The sequence below is a fragment of the Pseudocolwellia sp. G5-9 genome (assembly GCF_055808995.1).
Genome location: NZ_CM147893.1, coordinates 2062737 through 2081306, shown reverse-complemented (window position 1 = coordinate 2081306; position 18570 = coordinate 2062737). Strand labels below are relative to the sequence as shown.

Below are 18570 nucleotides of genomic sequence, written 5' to 3'. Positions count from 1 at the left end.
GACTTAACCGCCAGTAACGGGTGGGAAAAATGCTAACTCGTCATTTGGCTTTACAATAAAATTATCATCCACAAGGTCGTGGTTTACTGCTGTTAAAAGCGAGTTGTTTTTTAGATGTTGTTCCCATTCGGGGTGCGACTCAACCAATAACACTCTTGCTTGTTCTACTGTAATAGGTTCAGATACGTTAAGCTGTGTTTCATTGCAATTGAGTTGTTCTCTTAATGCGGCAAAAAAGCTGACTTTGATCATAAGTTATCCTGTTTAGCTGTTTGATTCGCTATTTCGGCTTTAGCTTCCCAACTTCCTGATTTTCCACCTTCTTTTGTTAATACTTTAATGCCGTGAATTTCCATAAAAGGATCGGCAGCTTTACACATATCAAATAAGGTTAAGCAAGCCACTGAAACAGCGGTTAATGCTTCTATTTCAACGCCCGTTTGGCCTGTTAAACGGCACAGGCTATTAACGATGACTTGGTTGTTTTGTTCATCAATATCAAAGTCGACTTTAACTTTTGTCAGCATAAGAGGGTGACACAAAGGAATTAAGTCACTGCATTTTTTAGCGGCTTGAATACCAGCAATACGAGCAACTGAAAAAACATCACCTTTTTTATTTTCGCCTTGAGTGATCAAAGTTAACGTAGCCGCCGACATGGTTATTCTGCCTTGAGCCGTTGCGGTGCGAGAGGTAAGCGCTTTTTCGGTAACGTCTACCATGTTAGCTTCGCCTTTTTGATTAATATGGCTTAGCGATACTGATTGTGAAGGGTTATCTGTCATTACTGGCGAGTCTCACATTGTTCTGCTGATATGTTTAAATGAGGTACAAAATTACAAGGACGATGGCTTGCATCAAGTTGCTCCGCAATTAATTTGTCCCACGCTGTTTTACACGCATTGGTTGAACCCGGTACACATAAAATAACGGTTTTATTGGCTATGCCACCAAAGGCGCGTGACTGAATGGTTGATGTGCCAATTTCAGTGAGTGAAATAGCACGAAATATTTCGCCAAAGCCTTCAACGTTTTTATCAAATAAAGGTAATAAAGCTTCAGGTGTATTATCTCGTTCGGTAAAGCCTGTGCCGCCTGTAGTAATAATAGCGTGAATGCTATCGTCTGCTATCCACTGAGATACCACTGAACGCAATTGGTATACATCGTCTTTTACGATTTTTTTAGCGGCAAGGTTATGTCCTGCTGATGTCACTCGTTCAACCAACGTTTGGCCCGAGGTGTCGGTAGATTCATCACGTGTATCTGAAACCGTTAACACAGCAATAGATAAAGGAATAAAGGCACTTTTTTCATGCTTAGACATAGTTATTTCCTAGAATTTAATAAGTTGTTTTTTGAATATTTTACATGTGTATTTTTTTGCTGAGACAAGCTTAGCTGAGTAAAACTTTTTTGTGCTGTAGCCCATTCTTCAGGTGTATTGGTATTTAATAAACTTGAGGGTGTTTCAATAGCAATAGCTTTATGCGGCACTTGTTTAAGTAAAGCACGGATAGAAGGGCCACTTTTAGCTGTAGACGTTTTACTTTTATCTAGTGAATTAGCTTGTTGACTGAATGCACTCTTCAAGAAGTTTTCTGTATGTGCATTTACCGGCAAATACAGAGGTAAATAATTGTCGTTATAAAAACAAGCTTGTTGGCTTAACTCACCAATTTGTTTTAACTTTTGTAATGCGTCTGCCGTGATTAAAGGTAAATCGACAGGGAGAATAAAGAGAGCACTAGGTTGATGTTTTTCAATAACACTGGCAATGCCTCCTATCGGTCCCATCTCTGCATATTTATCTGCAATAATCACATCTTGAGCTGTTGCACATGAAGGTTCACCGCTAATGACTATGTTATTTAAGCCTATTTCAGTAAGTAACTGCTTACTATAACTTAGCATGCTCACTTCATTTCGAAGTAAGCTCGCTTTGTCTACTCCCATACGAGAAGACAAACCACCTGCTAATACTACACCTAAGCATTGGTTTTTTGGTTTAGGTTGGTTGTTTTTAGTGTTGGGTACTATGATCATAAACTAGCCGCCTAGCATAGCTAAATTAGTGGTAGCACCTGTTAGCTTTTCATGTAAGAAGTGAGTGGCTTTTTTGTCTCCCATCATTTCAATAATATGTTGCTTTAATGGCTCTACATCATCATGTTGAATATGGTCTTTTAGTGATAAACCTTCTTCAGTAAATAAACATAAATGTAACTTACCGTGAGAGCTCACTCTTAATCGATTACAGGTTGAACAAAAATCTTTGCTGTAAGGCATGATCAAACCAATACGGCCGGCATAATCAGGATGATAAAATTCTTGAGCAGGGCCAGATGATCTATCTCTAATGGCAGGTAACCATCCGTCTAAAATTAAATTTTGACGAATACGTGAACCTTGTACATGTTGCGCATCAAAAAACGTTTTGTTATCACCTGTTTGCATTAGCTCAATAAAGCGTAATGTAATGGGCGTATCTTTAAGCCAATCTAAAAACGTTTGAATGTCGTAGCCATTGTATTCACGCATAAGTACGGTATTTACTTTTACCGTAGGTTGGCCACTTGCCAAGGCCATATCAATACCTTTCAGTATATGAGGTAATTTATCGTGACCTGTAATGCTATGAAATTGTCTAGGGTCTAAGCTATCAATACTAATATTAATCGCATCAATCCCCGCATCTAACCAACTAGGTAAATGTTCAGGGAGCTTATATCCATTGGTTGTTATGGCAACTTGCTTAATACCTTCTGTTTCTTTACAAGCAGCAATGATATCGGGCAAGTCTTTACGGAGTGAGGGCTCCCCCCCGTAACTCGTATTTTTTCAGTGCCTAATTGCGCAAAACCTTTAGCAATGCGTTTTATTTCAGGCAGCGATAAAAAATCGCGCGGCTGATCGCATTGATAACCATCAGGCAAACAATAGTTGCAACTAAAGTTACACACGTCGGTAATTGATAGGCGCAAGTAATAAAACTTGCGACCAAAGTTGTCTGTTAACATCTCACCTTTCCAATGTCGGGAGGCATACACGTTTCCATGCAAACCCTGGCGGTTAGTTGAATAACCACGGCTAAGGTAACATTCCAATCAAATAGGCTGGGGTAGCTACAATAGCTCGGCGAATAATAATTTTTTTGAGGCTTTGACCTTTCAAATGTTAATCATATTGGCAGTATACGTTTGATATTTATATTAGGTTATAGCGATTGCGTGGTGAATAACTACATATCAATAACTATGCTTTATCTAAAAATCAAATTTATTGTTGCAAAAAAACATATTTGAAAGGTCAACAGCCCAGTTACTATACCTTAATTTTGGTTTACCATAGTAATACAATTTCAAAACTAAATATTGATTCACATCAAGTCGCTATATGTTTAACACCTGATAGTATTAGCGTTATAGAGTAGACAGATTTTATCTAAATAAAATTGCATGTGTTTTCAATAAAATAAGAAACTTAAAAGAGAATAAATACTATGGTTGATTGTTGCTCAGCGCCAGGCTTATTGCCTTTTGAACAAGCCTTAACAAATATGTTAGCTAATGTTTCATCAGTACAGGAAACAGAACAGGTTTTAATTGAAGAGGCTGTGGGTCGAGTTGTTTCACAACCTATAACGAGTCCGTTAAATGTTCCGCCTCACCATAATTCAGCGATGGATGGATATGCTTTTGCTCATAGTAGCTTAGAAACATCAGACAAATTAAAGCTTGCTGGGCGTTCTATGGCTGGCGAACCTTTTCAAGGTGAATGTTTAACAGGGGAATGCATTCGTATTATGACAGGGGCAAAAATGCCTAAAGGTTGCGATACCGTTGAAATGCAAGAAAATTGCCTAGTAGCTGATGATATAGAAAAACAGGTTCAAATGGTTCAGTTTTTAGAACCAAAAAAAGCGGGCAGTCATGTTAGGTATGCAGGCGAAGATATTAAGCAAGATCAGGTGGTGTTTGAAAAAGGAAGAAAATTATCAGCTATCGATGTTGGTGTTTTAGCGTCTTTAGGTGTTCCAACGGTTACTGTATTTAGAAAACTCACGGTTGCGCTTATTTCTACAGGTGATGAACTTAAATTGCCGGGGGAAGCATTAACCGAAGGCGATATTTTTGAGAGTAACAGTTTTACTCTTGCAGCAATGCTCGAAAAAATGAATATTAATGTATTGAAATTAGGTGTTATTAAAGATGATAAAGCAGCTATTGCCGATGCATTTATAAAAGCCGATAAAGAGGCAGACGCTATTTTTTCTTCTGGTGGTGTGTCAGTAGGTGATGCTGATTATACAAAAGAGGTACTGGATGAACTTGGTGATATTAGTTTTTGGAAAATAGCTATGAAGCCTGGTAAGCCTTTTGCTTTTGGAAAATTACCCAATAGTGTGTTTTTTGGCTTACCGGGTAATCCTGTATCAGCGACGGTAACGGCGCATATGCTGGCGGTTCCTGCTTTAGCTAAAATGCAAAATTGCATCAATGCGGCACCTGTAAAATTGACAGTAAAAACGCTTACGGATATTCGAAAAGCACCTGGTAGAATGGATTTTCAGAGAGGTATTCTAAGCACAAATAATAAAGGTGAAATGCTAGTTACCAGTACGGGTAATCAAGGTTCTGGTGTATTAACCAGTTTAGCAAAAGCGAATTGTTATATTGTTTTACCCGCAGAGCAGAGCAACTTACAAGCGGGCGACCTTGTTACTGTGCAGTTGTTTGATTCAATCATTAATCATTAAAGTTCCGTATTAATTTATCATTAACTAGTGAGATGGTATATACCATCTCTCATTCACTTTCTTTTTTAGAATATCTTAATTTTTTCCTCCTCTTTCTCTCTTAAATAGCTTGTTCTAGAAACGTTATTTCAGTTATTGATAATTCATAGAATATCGTTTTTATTATTTAATATTTATTCTGTCTTATTAGAATTTAAAATGTTATTTGTTTTTATTTTTAGATTTAAATTGCGAGTTTTGTTGGTTACGTGGTTTTTAATTGCTGTTAATCTCTTATTTGTTAGAATTTACATAATGTTTATTTGATGGTTGTACGCTCATGTCACTCGAAAATTATTTTTTACCTTTTAGAAAGCACGTCATTGGAACTGAGTTATCTCATCGTATCCATGGGACTGATCTTGATATTATTTATGCAGATTGGACGGCAAGTGGACGCTTGTATCAACCAATCGAAGATTACATTACCCATACTTTAGGACCTTATGTTGCTAACACTCATACTGAAACCAACTTAACAGGTAGTGCCATGACTCATGCTTATCATGAGGCTCAAGGCATTATTAAAAAACATGTAAATGCTTGTGATAACGACATTTTAATTACATCGGGTGCGGGGATGACCGATGTAGTAAATAAGTTTCAACGTATTTTAGGGTTACGAATTCCTGAAAGAATGCAAAACCAAGTGTCTTTTGATGAGCAAGACAAGCCTGTTATTTTTATTACTCATATGGAACATCATTCTAATCAAACATCGTGGTATGAATGTGATGTAACACTTGAAATCGTTAATCCTGATGAGAACGGCTTACCTTCTATTGAGCATTTAGACGCTTTATTACAGCAGTACAGTGCACGCAAAGTAAAAATAGGTTCGTTCTCTGCTTGTTCAAATGTAACTGGCATTAAAACTCCTTATTATCAATTAGCAGAAAAAATGCACGAATATAATGGTTTTTGTTTTGTCGATTTTGCTGCTTCAGCTCCCTATGTTGATATTGATATGCACCCATCAAATTCTAAACAATGTTTAGATGCTATTTTTTTCTCACCGCATAAATTTTTAGGCGGGCCGGGTAGCTCTGGAGTCTTAATTTTTAATAAACAGCTGTACAAAAATAAAGTACCGGATCATCCCGGTGGTGGAACGGTTACGTGGACAAATCCATGGGGCGCACATAGTTTTTTTAGTAATATTGAAGTACGTGAAGATGGTGGCACTCCCGGATTTTTACAATGTATAAAAACAGCGTTAGCGATTCAATTGAAAGACGCTATGGGAGTAGAAAATATAGCTAAGCGTGAAACTGAGATTACTGAGAAGGTGATGGATGCATTAGCCAAAAATGATCGTGTCGTTATGTTAGAACCTAGTATTAAAGATAGGTTGGCTATTGTTTCTTTTTACATTCCTAATGCTCATTACAATTTAGTGGTGAGATTATTAAATGATAAGTTTGGTGTGCAAACACGAGGTGGGTGCTCTTGTGCAGGAACTTATGGTCATATTTTATTAAATGTTGATCATGATACATCGGATAAAATTACTCAACAAATTGATTCAGGTGATTATGCTGAAAAGCCCGGCTGGATTAGAGCTTCTTTTCACCCAACGATGTTAGATGAAGAAGTTGATTATATTATTAATGCCATTAATCAGGTATCTCAAAATATTGATCAATGGAGTATTGGCTATCGTTTCAATCCAGCGTTAGGTGACTTTGAATATAAGCATGAAGATTTGAAGTTTCCAACCTTATCTTCATTTGAACCATTGCCTGAACCGTGTATGAATTTACCGTTAGCAAGCACAACCAGTGAACATAAAAAGGGATCTTTTTTAAAGAAAATGTTTAGGTAAGTTTAAAGATAAATAGATAAAGTAAAGGCGAATATCATTATTCGCCTTTTTTGTGTTCATTAAGTTAATTTATCAACTATATTAAAGCATTGAAATTAATTGGCTAAAGTATATTTTATTACCCGTTCCTGGTGTTGAAATAGTAATTGATAAGGTAGCTAGTTCTGGTTCACCATCAAGTTCATTTTTTAAGATAAAGTCGATAGATTTAAATCCCGCACTACGAGTGTTACCTACTGTGTAGTTTGTAGTACCATTGATTGTCCCACCAGTAAACTCTACTGAAATAACACTATCTTTAGGTAGTGTTTGCATAGCACTATCGGCAAATTTAAAGTTAAAAGAGCGTGATTCACCATCAGCAATTGGTTCTATTTGAACATCAGCTTGGCTATTGCTCGCATAAGTTTGTCCGTTGCCTGTTAATTCATAAATGGGATTATTAGCATCAGACATTATTAAAACAAATGCTTTACGGATGGTAGCTATTTTGGCACTTGAATTACATAAACTCCCTTCGCATTGTGGACCATTAAACATTTCATCAGCATCAGAGAAATCCCCATCGCCATCGGCATCAAAAAACTTGGTTTCGTTATCATCTTTAACGCCGTTTTCATTATCGTCACGCCATGCTTCAGACATATCGATAAAGCCTGAAGCTTCAGGTGCGCGTCTACCTAACCCCGAAGATACATTAGGATCAGTTATAGCTAAACCATCGTCATCGTCAAAGGTGTTATTACCGTTCGTATCGTAAAACGTTTCATGTCCATCGGCAGTAACCAGAATAGTTGAACGATGATCATCTAAATAAGGCTCTGTAGCACGCCATTCAACTGAACAAGTACCATTTACAGTTAAACATTGACTTTCTATGGTGCCACCTTCAGTTGTAAAGTTAGCAGGAGTTCCATCAGGCACAGGATTATTAAAGCTGTCAGCTAGCCAAACTGAAATTTGTGATGTCGCACCTGTAGTGCTGGCTTCTGGATTGATAATGCTGGGAGCAATGGTAATCGAACTTTGTTCTGCTAACCCTGTGTTTATACTTAATTCTTTTGATTGAGTTTGAATTGATACTTCTTCACCATCAATAATTCTAGTCGCTTTTGCTGTAACGCTCGCCGTTGTAGGAACCGTTCCAGATAATACCTGTGTGGTGATTTGCCCTTGGCTATTAGTTAGACCTGACACTCGACCTAAGCTAATACCACCAACGATTGTATCTAAAGTAAAATTAACTTCTTGTTGAGCAACAACATTACCTAAAGCGCTTTTTACGACAAAAGTTAAAATAGAGGTTTCTTGACCACCACTGCCTTTTAATACAATAGAGTTAGGCAACGCAGATAAAAATTCAATAGAACCAAGTTGTTCACCTGTAATGTCGATAGTTTCAGAAGCTGTACTTGTTATACCGTTTGTTGTAACTGTAGCGACAATTACATCTTCAGTACCATTTATACCGGCACATTTAATATCCTCATATGTGGCACTGGCACTGCCTTTAATACTAAATACGGTAGTATCGATAACGGCATTTTCATTTGATACACAGTTAGATGAAAAAGATATAGGTGTGGGAGTATTAATCCTTTGGTTTTGACTATCTACCAGTACAACTGAAACCCCTAAAGTTCCACCTGCACTGATAGTGTTATCACTGATAGATAATTTAATTTTGCCTTCAATAAACTCATTACTATCGTTGAAATAACCTAAGCGAACATTATCTTCTATGGTGGCGTCTGCAGAAACTATCTCATAATTTAAGTGGCTATTAACGCTCGTATCATCGGCTAAAGAAAGTGTAATAACACCAGCACCTAAAGAAGTGCCTCCTGTTATAGAGAAAGAGGCATTGCCACTTACGGTTGTTAATGCAGTCGTTGAGGTTAATTCACCAACATCAGCACTTATATTAATAAGTTGATTACTAAAAGGGTCTCCATTTTCATCAAGAAGAGTTGCTATAACTTGAGCACTTTCATCCGCTTTAAATCTATTGGTTAAAGCTCCATTCACTAGCATTTGAACACTTAAGGAGGCTGATGAAATAACTTCTGAAGAGCTGCTTATATATTCATAATCAATACTGGCGGATAAATCATCAATAGTTGCAGATGCTGTACCTGCACTTAAGCTTGCTAAGTTATTTGAAATAGAAACTTCTGCAATACCAGAGCTGTCGGTTAGTTTTGAAGGAACCGATAGGCTTCCTAAATCAACAGTGAAATTGACACGTTTACCACTAACAGCGTCACCATTTTGATCTAATACCTTTGCTTGCAGTGTGATAGATGAGTTACTTTCAAAGCTCTGTTGTGATTCAAGTTCTTTATTTAAACTGGTAAGTGTTAGATTTGAAACTACGACATCAGAGCCGCTAACAACTTCCTCATTTTCGCCAGAGCTACCATTGCACCCCGTAAGAATAAATAAACTGAGTAACAGTAAAGAGGTAAAAAGTGTTTTCATGTTAGAAATACCCTAATGGAATACAATAATTTCGCTTATTAATAAGAATAAAAGTCATTTCGTTAAAAGTCCATGAATATAAAGAACCTTTTAACAAATTAGCGGGTTTTTGTTAGGGCTAATCTACACGATTTACTCGTTTATTATTAATAAAGGCTTTTATGTTTTGTGCAACTAAATCTAATAGTCGTGATTGTGCTTCATTACTTGCCCAAGCAATATGTGCTGTAACTTTTAAATTTTCAGGAGGGTTGTTCAATAATATGTGGTTAGATGGTGGAGGCTCACAGTCAAGTACATCTAAAACTGCATAAGCAATCGTTTTATTATTTAATGCATAAAGCAGGGCAGAGTTGTCTATTATAGCGCCTCTTGCTGTATTAATTAACATCGCAGAAGGTTTCATTAGCGTAAGCGAATGCGTATTAATTAGGTGTTCAGTACTTGGAACGTGTGGACAATGTAAGCTGATAATATCAGCATGTTTACATACATATTCAAAAGAATGTCTGTTTTCTCTAATATGTTTAGCATCATTACGCTCAGCGATAAGGATGTTCATACCAAACGCTAATGCTATTTTTTCAACGCTCTCTCCTAAGTCACCATAACCAATAATACCTAATGTTTTGTTAGCTATTTCAGTTATTGGATTCCCTAATACACAAAAGGTATCGCTTTTAGACCATAAACCATTTTCTACATTATGGTGGTGATGCGTAGTTTGATTATAGTACTCAAGTATTTGTGCAAATACATATTGAGCAACTGATTGCTTTGCATAACCAGCAACATTAGTTACAGCAATGTTTAGTCGAGCTGCGGCTTTTAAGTCTACATTGTTTGTTCCTGTTGCTGTGATGCAAATTAATTTAAGTTGAGGTAGTTGCTCTAAAGTACTTTCAGATAAAACAACTTTATTGGTAATGATAATATCTGCGTTTATACACCGCTCAATAATATATTCTGTTGCTGTTGTATCGTAACAAACAAGTTTATTGACTTGTTTGCTTATATTTACTGTTGAACTAGAGGCGTTGAAGGTTTTTTTATCAAGAAAAACTGCGTACATTTGAAGGCTATTCCGTATGTTATTTGATTATTAGCATACGGAGTCGCCGTTATATTCTCAATAGACTTAGGGATTAAATATCCGTATTGAACAATTTACCCTGATTTATTATCTGCTCTAGCGGATAGAAGGATTGGCATATAATGATAGATAAAAAGCGTAAAGGACAAAATCCATAAAAAACCACTTATATCAATAAATATTACGGTACTTTCAGGCCATATCCACGGAGCAAATACTCTTATTATAGTTGCAACAATTATAAGAAAATAAGCGAGTGGTATTGTTTTAGGAGCTATTAATGGTCTTCCAGTATGACCTAATGAAACACGTGTTATCATTGCGATTATAAGTCCACCAATTCCTCCAATAGTGATTAAGTGCCAAATGTGATTACTTGGTAATTCAATGAGTATGTAGCTTAGTCCTAATAAAATTAGTCCAAAAGAAATAAACATTAATCCACTGTGAAGGGCCCAAACTAAAGGAACGTTAAGTGTTCGGTAAGGTTTCCATTTCAACCAACGAAGCGTTTGAAATATGCCAGAAAAAGTTAACAAACTACCAAAGACTAAGGTATTAAAAGTTATTAGCGGATGAAGCAACAACATAAACATCGCAAGAGCTAACGGAATATTTGTTAATTTATCTAAAACAGGAGAAGGATCCGCTTTAGGTGTTTTAGTACCATTCGCAGTAAACATAGGGACAACTCGACCTGATATAACCGACATCAACAATACAATCAATATGATGCCTGTATAACTTGATAGTTGATACGAGAATGTTTCTGGGTAACTTAAAGATAAGTGCATCGTTATATTAGCGAGAGTAAACAATAATAATAAGGGAACGAAAAATAAGTTTCGATATTGTTTTATCGCAATAATAGGCTTGCCTAGCATATAAGCGGATATTGGGAGGAAGCTTATATCTATTATTGATGATAAAGAACCCCCTAAAATATGAGGAAATAAAACAAAAACTCGCCCAAGCATCCATAAAATAAATAATAAGAGTAATGGAGTGCCTTGTACTCCTTTAATCCCCGTCCATGTTTGAACGGCTGTTAGTAAGAAACCTACAGTAATCGCACAGCCAAAACCAAAGGTCATTTCATGAATGTGCCACCACTGCATTCCACCTAATGGTGATAGCGATAGGCTACCTTTCAACATGAATAACCATAAAATCATGGCTACAACCGAAAAAACAGAACCAAATAAGAAAAAAGGGCGAAAGCCTAATCTTAATAATGGGAGCGTTTTTTGCTCTTTTTCAGGATCGGTAATTTGAAGCATAGTAGTCTACGTTATTGTTTATTTTCATTCAGTGTACTCCTGATCAAGGGAGGAATATTTGCCTCAAATCAATTTTTATTTAAAGGTTTTGTTAAGTAGGTATTATGGAATGGGTTGCTCAATTTCATAAATAGCGTCTGATATGGTGTCTAGTTTTTCATTTAAAATTGCTTGAGCGTCGTACAGCCCTTTATTATAGAAGAAAACACCCATTTCTTTAGCTATAAAGTCTAAAAGAAAATCGGCATCAAATTGCTCCAATTCACTGTCTAATTCTTTCAAAAAATATTTTTGTAATTTAATGATTATTTGTTCTTTTTGTTGTAATGAAAATTCAATAGTAGACATAATATTCAAACCTTAGCTTATTATTTAACTGTAACTGTTATAATAACAATTAGTAGAATGTTGATGTTTGAAAATAATGAAAAAAAATTGGTTTGCTTGGTGGCATACGCAATGCCAGTATTGTAAAAAAGCACGAATGATTCTTTTATGGTTGATATTAATGCTACTTGCCGATGCATTGTGGTTTCATTTGTTAATAAATTTCTAATAAGTAAGGTGGAAATATGGGATACCGTTGGACAGATTCGTTAGATATAGCACTAGACCTCATGGAAGAACACCCTGATGCCGATCCTATGAAACTTAATTTTACACAATTAAGTCAATGGGTTTTAGCTTTAGAAAACTTTGATGATGATCCAGAACATTGCGGCGAAAGGGTGTTGGAAGCCATTCAATTAGCATGGCTGTCAGAAGTTGATTAATTTTTCTATTATTTTCTGGTTTTACAACAAGTTTTATTAATCTTTAATAAGACTTGTGTTAGCCTGCACGAAACTCGTGAATATTCATTATTCACATAGCTATATAAAACTATAAAAGTTACTAAATTATTATGACCAACAACAAAAAACATCCATTATATATACCTTATGCAGGACCTTCGTTATTAGAAACCCCTTTATTGAATAAAGGTAGCGCTTTTACTTCTGAAGAACGTGTAAACTTTAATTTAACAGGGCTTTTACCGCCGCGCTACGAAACTATTGATGAACAAGTTGAACGTGCTTATATGCAATACAAAAGTTTTGATGAAGATTTAAATAAACACATTTATTTAAGAGCGATTCACGACAATAACGAAACATTATTTTATAAGCTTGTTCAAGCTCATTTAGCTGAAATGATGCCTATTATTTATACACCTACAGTAGGTGATGCGTGTGAGCAATTTTCAGATATATATAGAAGCTCAAGAGGTTTATTTATCTCTTACGAAGAGCGTCATAACATGGACGATATTCTGCGTAATGCAACTAAAAATAAAGTTAAAGTTATCGTAGTAACTGACGGCGAAAGAATTTTAGGTTTAGGTGACCAAGGTATTGGTGGTATGGGAATACCTATTGGTAAGCTTTCATTGTATACCGCGTGTGGTGGTATTAGCCCTGCTTATACATTGCCTGTAATGCTTGATGTTGGAACAAATAATGAAAAGCTATTAGCTGATCCTATGTATATGGGGCGCCGCCATAAACGTATAGGGCAAGCAGAATATAATGAATTTGTTGATATGTTTATAACTGCGGTTAAGCGTCGTTGGCCGCATGTATTACTTCAATTTGAAGACTTTGCCCAACCTAATGCGATGCCATTGTTAACGAAATATCGTGACGAAATATGTTGTTTTAATGATGATATTCAAGGAACTGCTTGTGTAACAGTAGGCTCTTTGCTTGCTGCTTGTAGAGCAAAAGGCGCTAAACTTTCCGAACAAAAGGTCGTTTTTGTTGGTTCTGGCTCTGCAGGTTGTGGTATTGCAGAACAAATAATAACTCAAATGATCAGTGAAGGAGCTTCACCTGAACAAGCTCGAAGTCAAATCTATATGGTTGATCGTTCAGGGTTGTTAATAGAAGGCATGGAAGGTTTAAGAGATTTTCAAAGTATGCTTTGTCAGTCTTTATCTAACATAAGTGATTGGGATATAAATAATGAAATCCCTTCATTATTAGACGTTGTAAATAATGCAAAACCCGATGTATTAATCGGTGTTTCTGGTGTTGCAGGTTTATTTACTGAAGAACTTATAAAAACAATGAAGTCACATTGTGGCTTACCTATTATTTTTCCATTAAGTAACCCTATAAAACAAGTTGAAGCAAAACCTATTGATGTTATTGAATGGTGTGATGGTGAAGTAATTATTGCTACAGGTAGCCCTTTTAACCCGGTCAATTTTCAAGGGAAAACTTACCCAATCCCTCAATGTAATAATAGCTATATATTCCCAGGTTTAGGTTTAGGTGTTGTTGCTGCAAATATTAGTCGAGTAACTGATGAAATGTTAATGGTAGCCAGTGAAATGTTAGCTAATGAATCTCCTTTAGCCAATACAGGAAAAGGCGAATTGTTGCCGCCTTTAACTTCTATTGCACAGCTTAGTAAAAAAATAGCCTTTGCTGTGGCTAAAGTGGCTTACAAGCAGGGTCTAGCATTAGAAATAAATGACGAAATGTTATTGGCAAAAATTGATCGTAATTTTTGGAACCCTGAATACCGTCAATATAAAAGAATTAGCACTTAAAAAGGTTAATTGCCCATATTTGCTGATATATACCTGTTACCAATCAAGAGGCTATTTTAGAGTGCTTGAGCGATAACGGGTATATAAATCGTTCACAGTTCATTTATCAGCAAGTTTTTACTTTCAAGCTAGATATCGTTTGCATTTTCTATTCAAAAGCGTAGAATACGCGAGCTTTTCTGTCACATATGGTGGCGGAAGTGTCTGGAAAATCCGTTTTAACACTTAATATAATAGAGGGCGATATGGTTACCATTCGTTTAGCTCGTGGTGGCGCTAAAAAGCGTCCATTTTATCAGGTTGTAGTTGCAGATAGCCGTAACTCTCGCGATGGTCGTTTCATCGAGAAAGTTGGTTTCTTCAACCCAACAGCACAAGGTCAAGCTGAGAAATTACGCTTAGATCTAGATCGTATCAACCATTGGGTTGGTCAAGGTGCTGGTTTATCTGATCGTGTAGCTAAGTTAGTTAAAGATGCTCAAGTAGCAGCTTAATTATACTTAGAAGGTTTTAGGAGTCGATTGTGGAAGAATTAGGTAAAGAAATCATCTTAGGTAAAGTAGGCGCTGTTTACGGTATCAAAGGTTGGTTGAAAATCCATTCATTTACTGATGACCAAGAAGCCATTTTAGACTATTTTCCTTGGTCTTTAAAATTAGGGAATAAAACGCAATTAGTGGAAATAACTGATTGGCGTCGACACAGTAATTCACTTATTGTCAAAGTTGCAAATGTTGATGACCGAGATATTGCGCAAGCATATGTAGGATCTGAAATAATTGTTAATGAAAAAGCGCTACCTGAACTACCTGAAGGGGAGTTTTATTGGCGTGACTTAATTGGTATGACTGTTGTGACTACTGAAGGTTATAACCTTGGTAGAGTTTCTGATGTTATGGAGACGGGCGCTAACGACGTACTTGTTGTAAAAGCTAATCTAAATGACGGATTTGGCAAAAAAGAAAGGTTAATCCCTTACTTATTTGAGCAAGTTGTAGAGTCAGTTAGTTTGGAAAATAAACAAATTTGTGTTGACTGGGATCCAGGTTTTTAACTTGTGAGTAACTGCAAATTATGGATAGGGGTGATAAGCCTTTTTCCAGAAATGTTTGATGCTATCACTAAGTATGGAGTAACAGGCCGAGCAATTCGTAATGGTTTGATTGACTTTCATACGTGGAATCCTCGTGATTTTACGCATGATAAACATCGCACTGTTGACGATCGACCTTACGGCGGTGGTCCAGGAATGCTGATGATGGTTCAACCATTACGAGATGCCATTATTGCTGCACGCGCTGCAGCAGATGTTGATGGTACTTCTCATAAAGAGAAGGCAAAGGTTATTTATTTATCTCCGCAAGGACGTAAATTAGATCAAGCTGGCGTACGCGAATTATCACAACATGACCGACTGATATTTATAGCAGGACGTTATGAAGGCATAGACGAGAGACTAATTGAGTCGGATATCGACGAAGAATGGTCTGTTGGTGATTACGTGTTAAGTGGTGGAGAATTACCTGCCATGAATGTAATCGATGCTATAGCACGCTTTGTACCTGGTGTATTAGGACACGAACAATCAGCCGAACAGGATTCATTTTCTGAAGGTTTATTAGATTGTCCACATTACACAAGGCCAGAAGTATTGAATACCTCTTCTTTGGGAGAAAAATCAGTACCAAAAGTGTTGTTAAGTGGTGATCACAAGCGCATTGAACAGTGGCGTCAATTTAAGTCTTTGGAAAGAACGTGGAACAGAAGACCAGAACTATTAACTAACCTAGCTCTGACAGCGGAACAAGAAAAACACTTACTTTTAATTAAAAGTGGTGAAAAAATTGTTGATGACTGTGAACCCTAGGAAGAAGGTATTATGAGTAATATTATTAAACAGCTTGAAGCTGAGCAAATGAAAAAAGATGTACCAGCATATTCACCAGGTGATACTGTTGTTGTACAAGTAAAAGTTACAGAAGGTGATAAATCTCGTCTACAAGCATTTGAAGGCGTAGTTATTGCTATAAAAAACCGTGGCATCAACTCTGCATTCACTGTTCGTAAAATATCTAACGGTGTTGGTGTAGAACGTGTATTCCAGACACATAGCCCTATCGTTGATTCAATTGAAATCAAACGTCGCGGTGATGTTCGTCAAGCTAAACTTTACTATCTTCGTGAACGTTCAGGTCGCTCTGCACGTATCAAAGAAAAATTGGGTAAAAAGTAATTTTTTAGTAGTTAAAAAATTATCTATTAGCTTGAATAAAACCTGTGTAGGAAACTACACAGGTTTTTTGTTTTTATAACTCATCATTTTATAATATCAATATATACCCGTTACCTTTTCCTTCCTTTTCATATAAGCTTTGTGATACTAAAAAATTTCAGCATTAAAATTAAAAAATAAAGGTATGCACATGCAAGAACTGAAAGCTATTTACCCTATCTTAGAAAGTGCTAAACAGCACACCCATATTGATAGCGCAACTTACAACGAAATGTATAAGCAATCTATTGAACAACCTGATGTTTTTTGGGCAGAGCAAGCAGAAAAATTTTTAGATTGGTACCAACCTTGGGATAGCGTATCTGATGTTGATTTAAAAACGGCCGATATAAAGTGGTTTTCAGGTGGTAAATTAAATGTTTCTTATAATTGTATCGATCGACATTTAGCCACTAAAGCTAACGATACCGCGATTATTTTTGAAGGTGACGATCCAAGTGAAGATGACCACATTAGTTATCAACAACTGCATGATCATGTATGTCGTTTTGCTAATTTATTAAAAGCCAGAGGCGTTAAAAAAGGCGATAGAGTTTGTATTTATATGCCTATGATCCCCGAAGTGAGCTATGCGATGTTAGCTTGTGCAAGAATTGGTGCTGTGCACTCTGTAGTCTTTGGTGGTTTTTCAACGGAATCAATTAAAGCACGTATTCAAGATGCCGACTGTAAAGTGGTCATAACGGCAGATGAGAGCTTACGTGGTGGTAGAGCAATTCCATTGAAGTCAAACGTCGATGCAGCCATAACAGAATGCCCAAATGTACATTCCGTTATTGTTGTTAAGCGTACCGGTGGAGAAATTACGTGGAATAATCGTATTGATGTAGATTACGCCACAGAAATAAAGAACCTACCTGCTACGTGTCAGCCAGAAATCATGGATGCTGAAGATCCTCTCTTCATTTTATATACATCAGGTTCAACAGGAACACCAAAAGGAGTACTTCATACTTGCGGTGGTTATTTGTTATATGCTGCCATGACACACAAATATGTTTTTGATTACAAAGATGGCGAAATATATTGGTGTACAGCAGACGCTGGTTGGATCACAGGACATTCTTATATTTTTTATGGGCCATTAGCAAATGGTGCAACCACATTGATGTTTGAAGGAATTCCTACTTATCCAGATGCTGGTCGATTTTGGCAAGTATGTGAAAAACATAAAGTTAATATTTTTTATACCGCTCCTACTGCGATTAGAGCATTAATGAGTGTAGGTGATGATCTAGTTGAAAAGGCCGATCTTTCATCGTTACGATTATTAGGTACGGTAGGCGAGCCAATTAATCCAGAAGCTTGGCATTGGTATTATGAAGTCGTGGGTAAGTCTACTTGTCCGATTGTTGATACTTGGTGGCAAACAGAAACTGGCGGAATTTTAATTACTTCCTTACCTGGTGCTGTGGATATGAAACCGGGTGCAGCAGGTAAGCCGTTTTTTGGTGTTAAACCTGCTCTTTTTGATAAAGAAGCAAATACATTAGAAGGTGAAAATAGTGGTTTACTTGTGATGACAGGTAGTTGGCCCGGACAATTAAGAAGTGTTTATGGTGATCATAAACGTTTTTATGATACCTATTTAGGGCAATACCCCGGAAATTACTTTACAGGTGATGGTGCTAAACGTGATAAAGATGGTTATTACTGGATAACAGGGCGAGTAGACGATGTGCTTAATGTATCAGGTCATCGATTAGGTACTGCTGAAATTGAAAGTGCGCTAGTACTTCATCCTGCTGTAGCTGAAGCTGCAGTTGTGGGTTACCCGCATGAAATTAAAGGGCAGGGGATTTATGCATATGTTTCTTTAATGAAAAATGCGACAGAATCAAATGAGCTCATCGGAGAACTTACAGAGTTTGTCGCAAATGAGCTTGGACGTTTTGCAAAGCCTGATTATATTCAATATGCGCCGGGATTACCCAAAACCCGCTCAGGTAAAATTATGAGAAGAATTTTACGTAAAATAGCAGAAAATGATCTTGATACATTAGGTGATACATCTACATTAGCGGACCCTACTGTAGTAGAAAACCTAATAGATAAGCGAATTATTCATGGTGAATAATAAAATCTTTACAGTTTTGTAATGAATAAGCACCTTTTAGGTGCTTTTTTTTTGTTTGTTCTATGTACCTGACCATAAAATATGTGTAAAATATTTAATACAAATTGAGTAAATAAAAGTTTACAGT

General features: G+C 36.6%; 17 protein-coding genes, 1 pseudogene and 1 riboswitch. Of the genes and pseudogenes, 9 read left to right on the top strand and 9 right to left on the bottom strand.

What is annotated here, in order from left to right:
- Positions 1-3 precede the first annotated feature (3 nt).
- The 5 genes and pseudogenes from AC0L5Q_RS08895 to moaA all read right to left on the bottom strand — a co-directional run bounded on the left by AC0L5Q_RS08895 (position 4) and on the right by moaA (position 3020).
- Complete coding sequence (locus tag AC0L5Q_RS08895) at positions 4-252, bottom strand: MoaD/ThiS family protein (protein ID WP_473617526.1); 249 nt, start codon at positions 250-252, stop codon at positions 4-6.
- Entirely contained in the window at positions 249-785 is a 537-nt protein-coding gene (gene moaC / locus AC0L5Q_RS08890; RefSeq protein WP_473617522.1) for a cyclic pyranopterin monophosphate synthase MoaC, read from the bottom strand. The genes AC0L5Q_RS08895 and moaC overlap by 4 nt, the downstream gene beginning before the upstream one ends.
- The gene (moaB, locus tag AC0L5Q_RS08885) at positions 785-1327 is read right to left on the bottom strand and encodes a molybdenum cofactor biosynthesis protein B (protein ID WP_077341295.1); all 543 of its coding nucleotides are present in this window, start codon (positions 1325-1327) and stop codon (positions 785-787) included. The genes moaC and moaB overlap by 1 nt, the downstream gene beginning before the upstream one ends.
- 2 nt (positions 1328-1329) lie before the next feature.
- A complete protein-coding gene (mobA, locus tag AC0L5Q_RS08880; RefSeq protein ID WP_473617516.1) occupies positions 1330-2046 on the bottom strand; it encodes a molybdenum cofactor guanylyltransferase in 717 nt (238 codons plus the stop codon).
- 3 nt (positions 2047-2049) lie between these two features.
- Positions 2050-3020 (bottom strand): annotated as a pseudogene (moaA, locus tag AC0L5Q_RS08875) (GTP 3',8-cyclase MoaA).
- A riboswitch (molybdenum cofactor riboswitch) is annotated at positions 3007-3153 on the bottom strand. (Overlaps the previous pseudogene by 14 nt.)
- A gap of 349 nt (positions 3154-3502) precedes the next feature.
- On the opposite strand from moaA, the gene moeA reads away from it, so the two are divergent.
- Both moeA and AC0L5Q_RS08865 read left to right on the top strand, forming a co-directional pair.
- Positions 3503-4759, top strand: coding sequence for a molybdopterin molybdotransferase MoeA (moeA, locus tag AC0L5Q_RS08870; RefSeq protein ID WP_473617512.1), 1257 nt, complete (start codon positions 3503-3505; stop codon positions 4757-4759).
- A 319-nt stretch (positions 4760-5078) separates the two neighbouring features.
- The gene (locus AC0L5Q_RS08865; protein WP_473617508.1) at positions 5079-6623 is read left to right on the top strand and encodes an aminotransferase class V-fold PLP-dependent enzyme; all 1545 of its coding nucleotides are present in this window, start codon (positions 5079-5081) and stop codon (positions 6621-6623) included.
- Between the two features lie 81 nt (positions 6624-6704).
- Here the strand turns inward: AC0L5Q_RS08865 and AC0L5Q_RS08860 are convergent, their stop codons facing one another.
- The 4 genes from AC0L5Q_RS08860 to AC0L5Q_RS08845 all read right to left on the bottom strand — a co-directional run bounded on the left by AC0L5Q_RS08860 (position 6705) and on the right by AC0L5Q_RS08845 (position 11825).
- Positions 6705-9104, bottom strand: a complete 2400-nt coding sequence (locus tag AC0L5Q_RS08860; protein ID WP_473617504.1) for an Ig-like domain-containing protein — start codon at positions 9102-9104, stop codon at positions 6705-6707.
- A 118-nt stretch (positions 9105-9222) separates the two neighbouring features.
- Positions 9223-10176 carry a D-2-hydroxyacid dehydrogenase gene (locus tag AC0L5Q_RS08855; RefSeq protein ID WP_473617501.1) on the bottom strand — a complete coding sequence of 318 codons (954 nt, stop codon included), beginning with the start codon at positions 10174-10176 and terminating at the stop codon, positions 9223-9225.
- A gap of 95 nt (positions 10177-10271) precedes the next feature.
- On the bottom strand, positions 10272-11477 hold the full coding sequence (locus tag AC0L5Q_RS08850; protein WP_473617497.1) for an NnrS family protein: 1206 nt from the start codon (positions 11475-11477) through the stop codon (positions 10272-10274).
- A 102-nt stretch (positions 11478-11579) separates the two neighbouring features.
- Positions 11580-11825 carry a DUF2164 domain-containing protein gene (locus AC0L5Q_RS08845; RefSeq protein ID WP_473617493.1) on the bottom strand — a complete coding sequence of 82 codons (246 nt, stop codon included), beginning with the start codon at positions 11823-11825 and terminating at the stop codon, positions 11580-11582.
- Between the two features lie 224 nt (positions 11826-12049).
- On the opposite strand from AC0L5Q_RS08845, the gene iscX reads away from it, so the two are divergent.
- From iscX to acs, 7 genes are all read left to right on the top strand, one after another.
- Positions 12050-12250, top strand: a complete 201-nt coding sequence (iscX, locus tag AC0L5Q_RS08840; RefSeq protein WP_473617490.1) for a Fe-S cluster assembly protein IscX — start codon at positions 12050-12052, stop codon at positions 12248-12250.
- A gap of 131 nt (positions 12251-12381) precedes the next feature.
- Entirely contained in the window at positions 12382-14073 is a 1692-nt protein-coding gene (locus AC0L5Q_RS08835; RefSeq protein ID WP_473617488.1) for an NAD-dependent malic enzyme, read from the top strand.
- Positions 14074-14318: 245 nt separating this feature from the next.
- Positions 14319-14567: a 30S ribosomal protein S16 gene (rpsP, locus tag AC0L5Q_RS08830; RefSeq protein WP_076420269.1), complete on the top strand. Its 249-nt coding sequence runs from the start codon at positions 14319-14321 to the stop codon at positions 14565-14567.
- A 26-nt stretch (positions 14568-14593) separates the two neighbouring features.
- Entirely contained in the window at positions 14594-15127 is a 534-nt protein-coding gene (rimM, locus tag AC0L5Q_RS08825) for a ribosome maturation factor RimM (protein ID WP_473618276.1), read from the top strand.
- 30 nt (positions 15128-15157) lie between these two features.
- Positions 15158-15940 (top strand): tRNA (guanosine(37)-N1)-methyltransferase TrmD, encoded by a 783-nt coding sequence (gene trmD, locus AC0L5Q_RS08820; RefSeq protein ID WP_473617486.1) that lies wholly within the window; start codon positions 15158-15160, stop codon positions 15938-15940.
- A 12-nt stretch (positions 15941-15952) separates the two neighbouring features.
- Positions 15953-16306, top strand: a complete 354-nt coding sequence (gene rplS, locus AC0L5Q_RS08815; protein WP_077341269.1) for a 50S ribosomal protein L19 — start codon at positions 15953-15955, stop codon at positions 16304-16306.
- A 190-nt stretch (positions 16307-16496) separates the two neighbouring features.
- Positions 16497-18443, top strand: coding sequence for an acetate--CoA ligase (gene acs, locus AC0L5Q_RS08810; protein ID WP_473617482.1), 1947 nt, complete (start codon positions 16497-16499; stop codon positions 18441-18443).
- Positions 18444-18570 lie beyond the last annotated feature (127 nt).

What these genes read in the sequence shown, in the direction of transcription:
- AC0L5Q_RS08855 (WP_473617501.1), bottom strand. Translation starts at nt 10,176, where the DNA reads ATGTACGCAGTTTTTCTTGATAAAAAAACCTTCAACGCCTCTAGTTCA.
- iscX (WP_473617490.1), top strand. Translation starts at nt 12,050, where the DNA reads ATGGGATACCGTTGGACAGATTCGTTAGATATAGCACTAGACCTCATG.
- AC0L5Q_RS08860 (WP_473617504.1), bottom strand. Translation starts at nt 9,104, where the DNA reads ATGAAAACACTTTTTACCTCTTTACTGTTACTCAGTTTATTTATTCTT.
- AC0L5Q_RS08850 (WP_473617497.1), bottom strand. Translation starts at nt 11,477, where the DNA reads ATGCTTCAAATTACCGATCCTGAAAAAGAGCAAAAAACGCTCCCATTA.
- rplS (WP_077341269.1), top strand. Translation starts at nt 15,953, where the DNA reads ATGAGTAATATTATTAAACAGCTTGAAGCTGAGCAAATGAAAAAAGAT.
- AC0L5Q_RS08895 (WP_473617526.1), bottom strand. Translation starts at nt 252, where the DNA reads ATGATCAAAGTCAGCTTTTTTGCCGCATTAAGAGAACAACTCAATTGC.
- moaB (WP_077341295.1), bottom strand. Translation starts at nt 1,327, where the DNA reads ATGTCTAAGCATGAAAAAAGTGCCTTTATTCCTTTATCTATTGCTGTG.
- AC0L5Q_RS08835 (WP_473617488.1), top strand. Translation starts at nt 12,382, where the DNA reads ATGACCAACAACAAAAAACATCCATTATATATACCTTATGCAGGACCT.
- AC0L5Q_RS08865 (WP_473617508.1), top strand. Translation starts at nt 5,079, where the DNA reads ATGTCACTCGAAAATTATTTTTTACCTTTTAGAAAGCACGTCATTGGA.
- rpsP (WP_076420269.1), top strand. Translation starts at nt 14,319, where the DNA reads ATGGTTACCATTCGTTTAGCTCGTGGTGGCGCTAAAAAGCGTCCATTT.
- moaC (WP_473617522.1), bottom strand. Translation starts at nt 785, where the DNA reads ATGACAGATAACCCTTCACAATCAGTATCGCTAAGCCATATTAATCAA.
- mobA (WP_473617516.1), bottom strand. Translation starts at nt 2,046, where the DNA reads ATGATCATAGTACCCAACACTAAAAACAACCAACCTAAACCAAAAAAC.
- acs (WP_473617482.1), top strand. Translation starts at nt 16,497, where the DNA reads ATGCAAGAACTGAAAGCTATTTACCCTATCTTAGAAAGTGCTAAACAG.
- AC0L5Q_RS08845 (WP_473617493.1), bottom strand. Translation starts at nt 11,825, where the DNA reads ATGTCTACTATTGAATTTTCATTACAACAAAAAGAACAAATAATCATT.
- moeA (WP_473617512.1), top strand. Translation starts at nt 3,503, where the DNA reads ATGGTTGATTGTTGCTCAGCGCCAGGCTTATTGCCTTTTGAACAAGCC.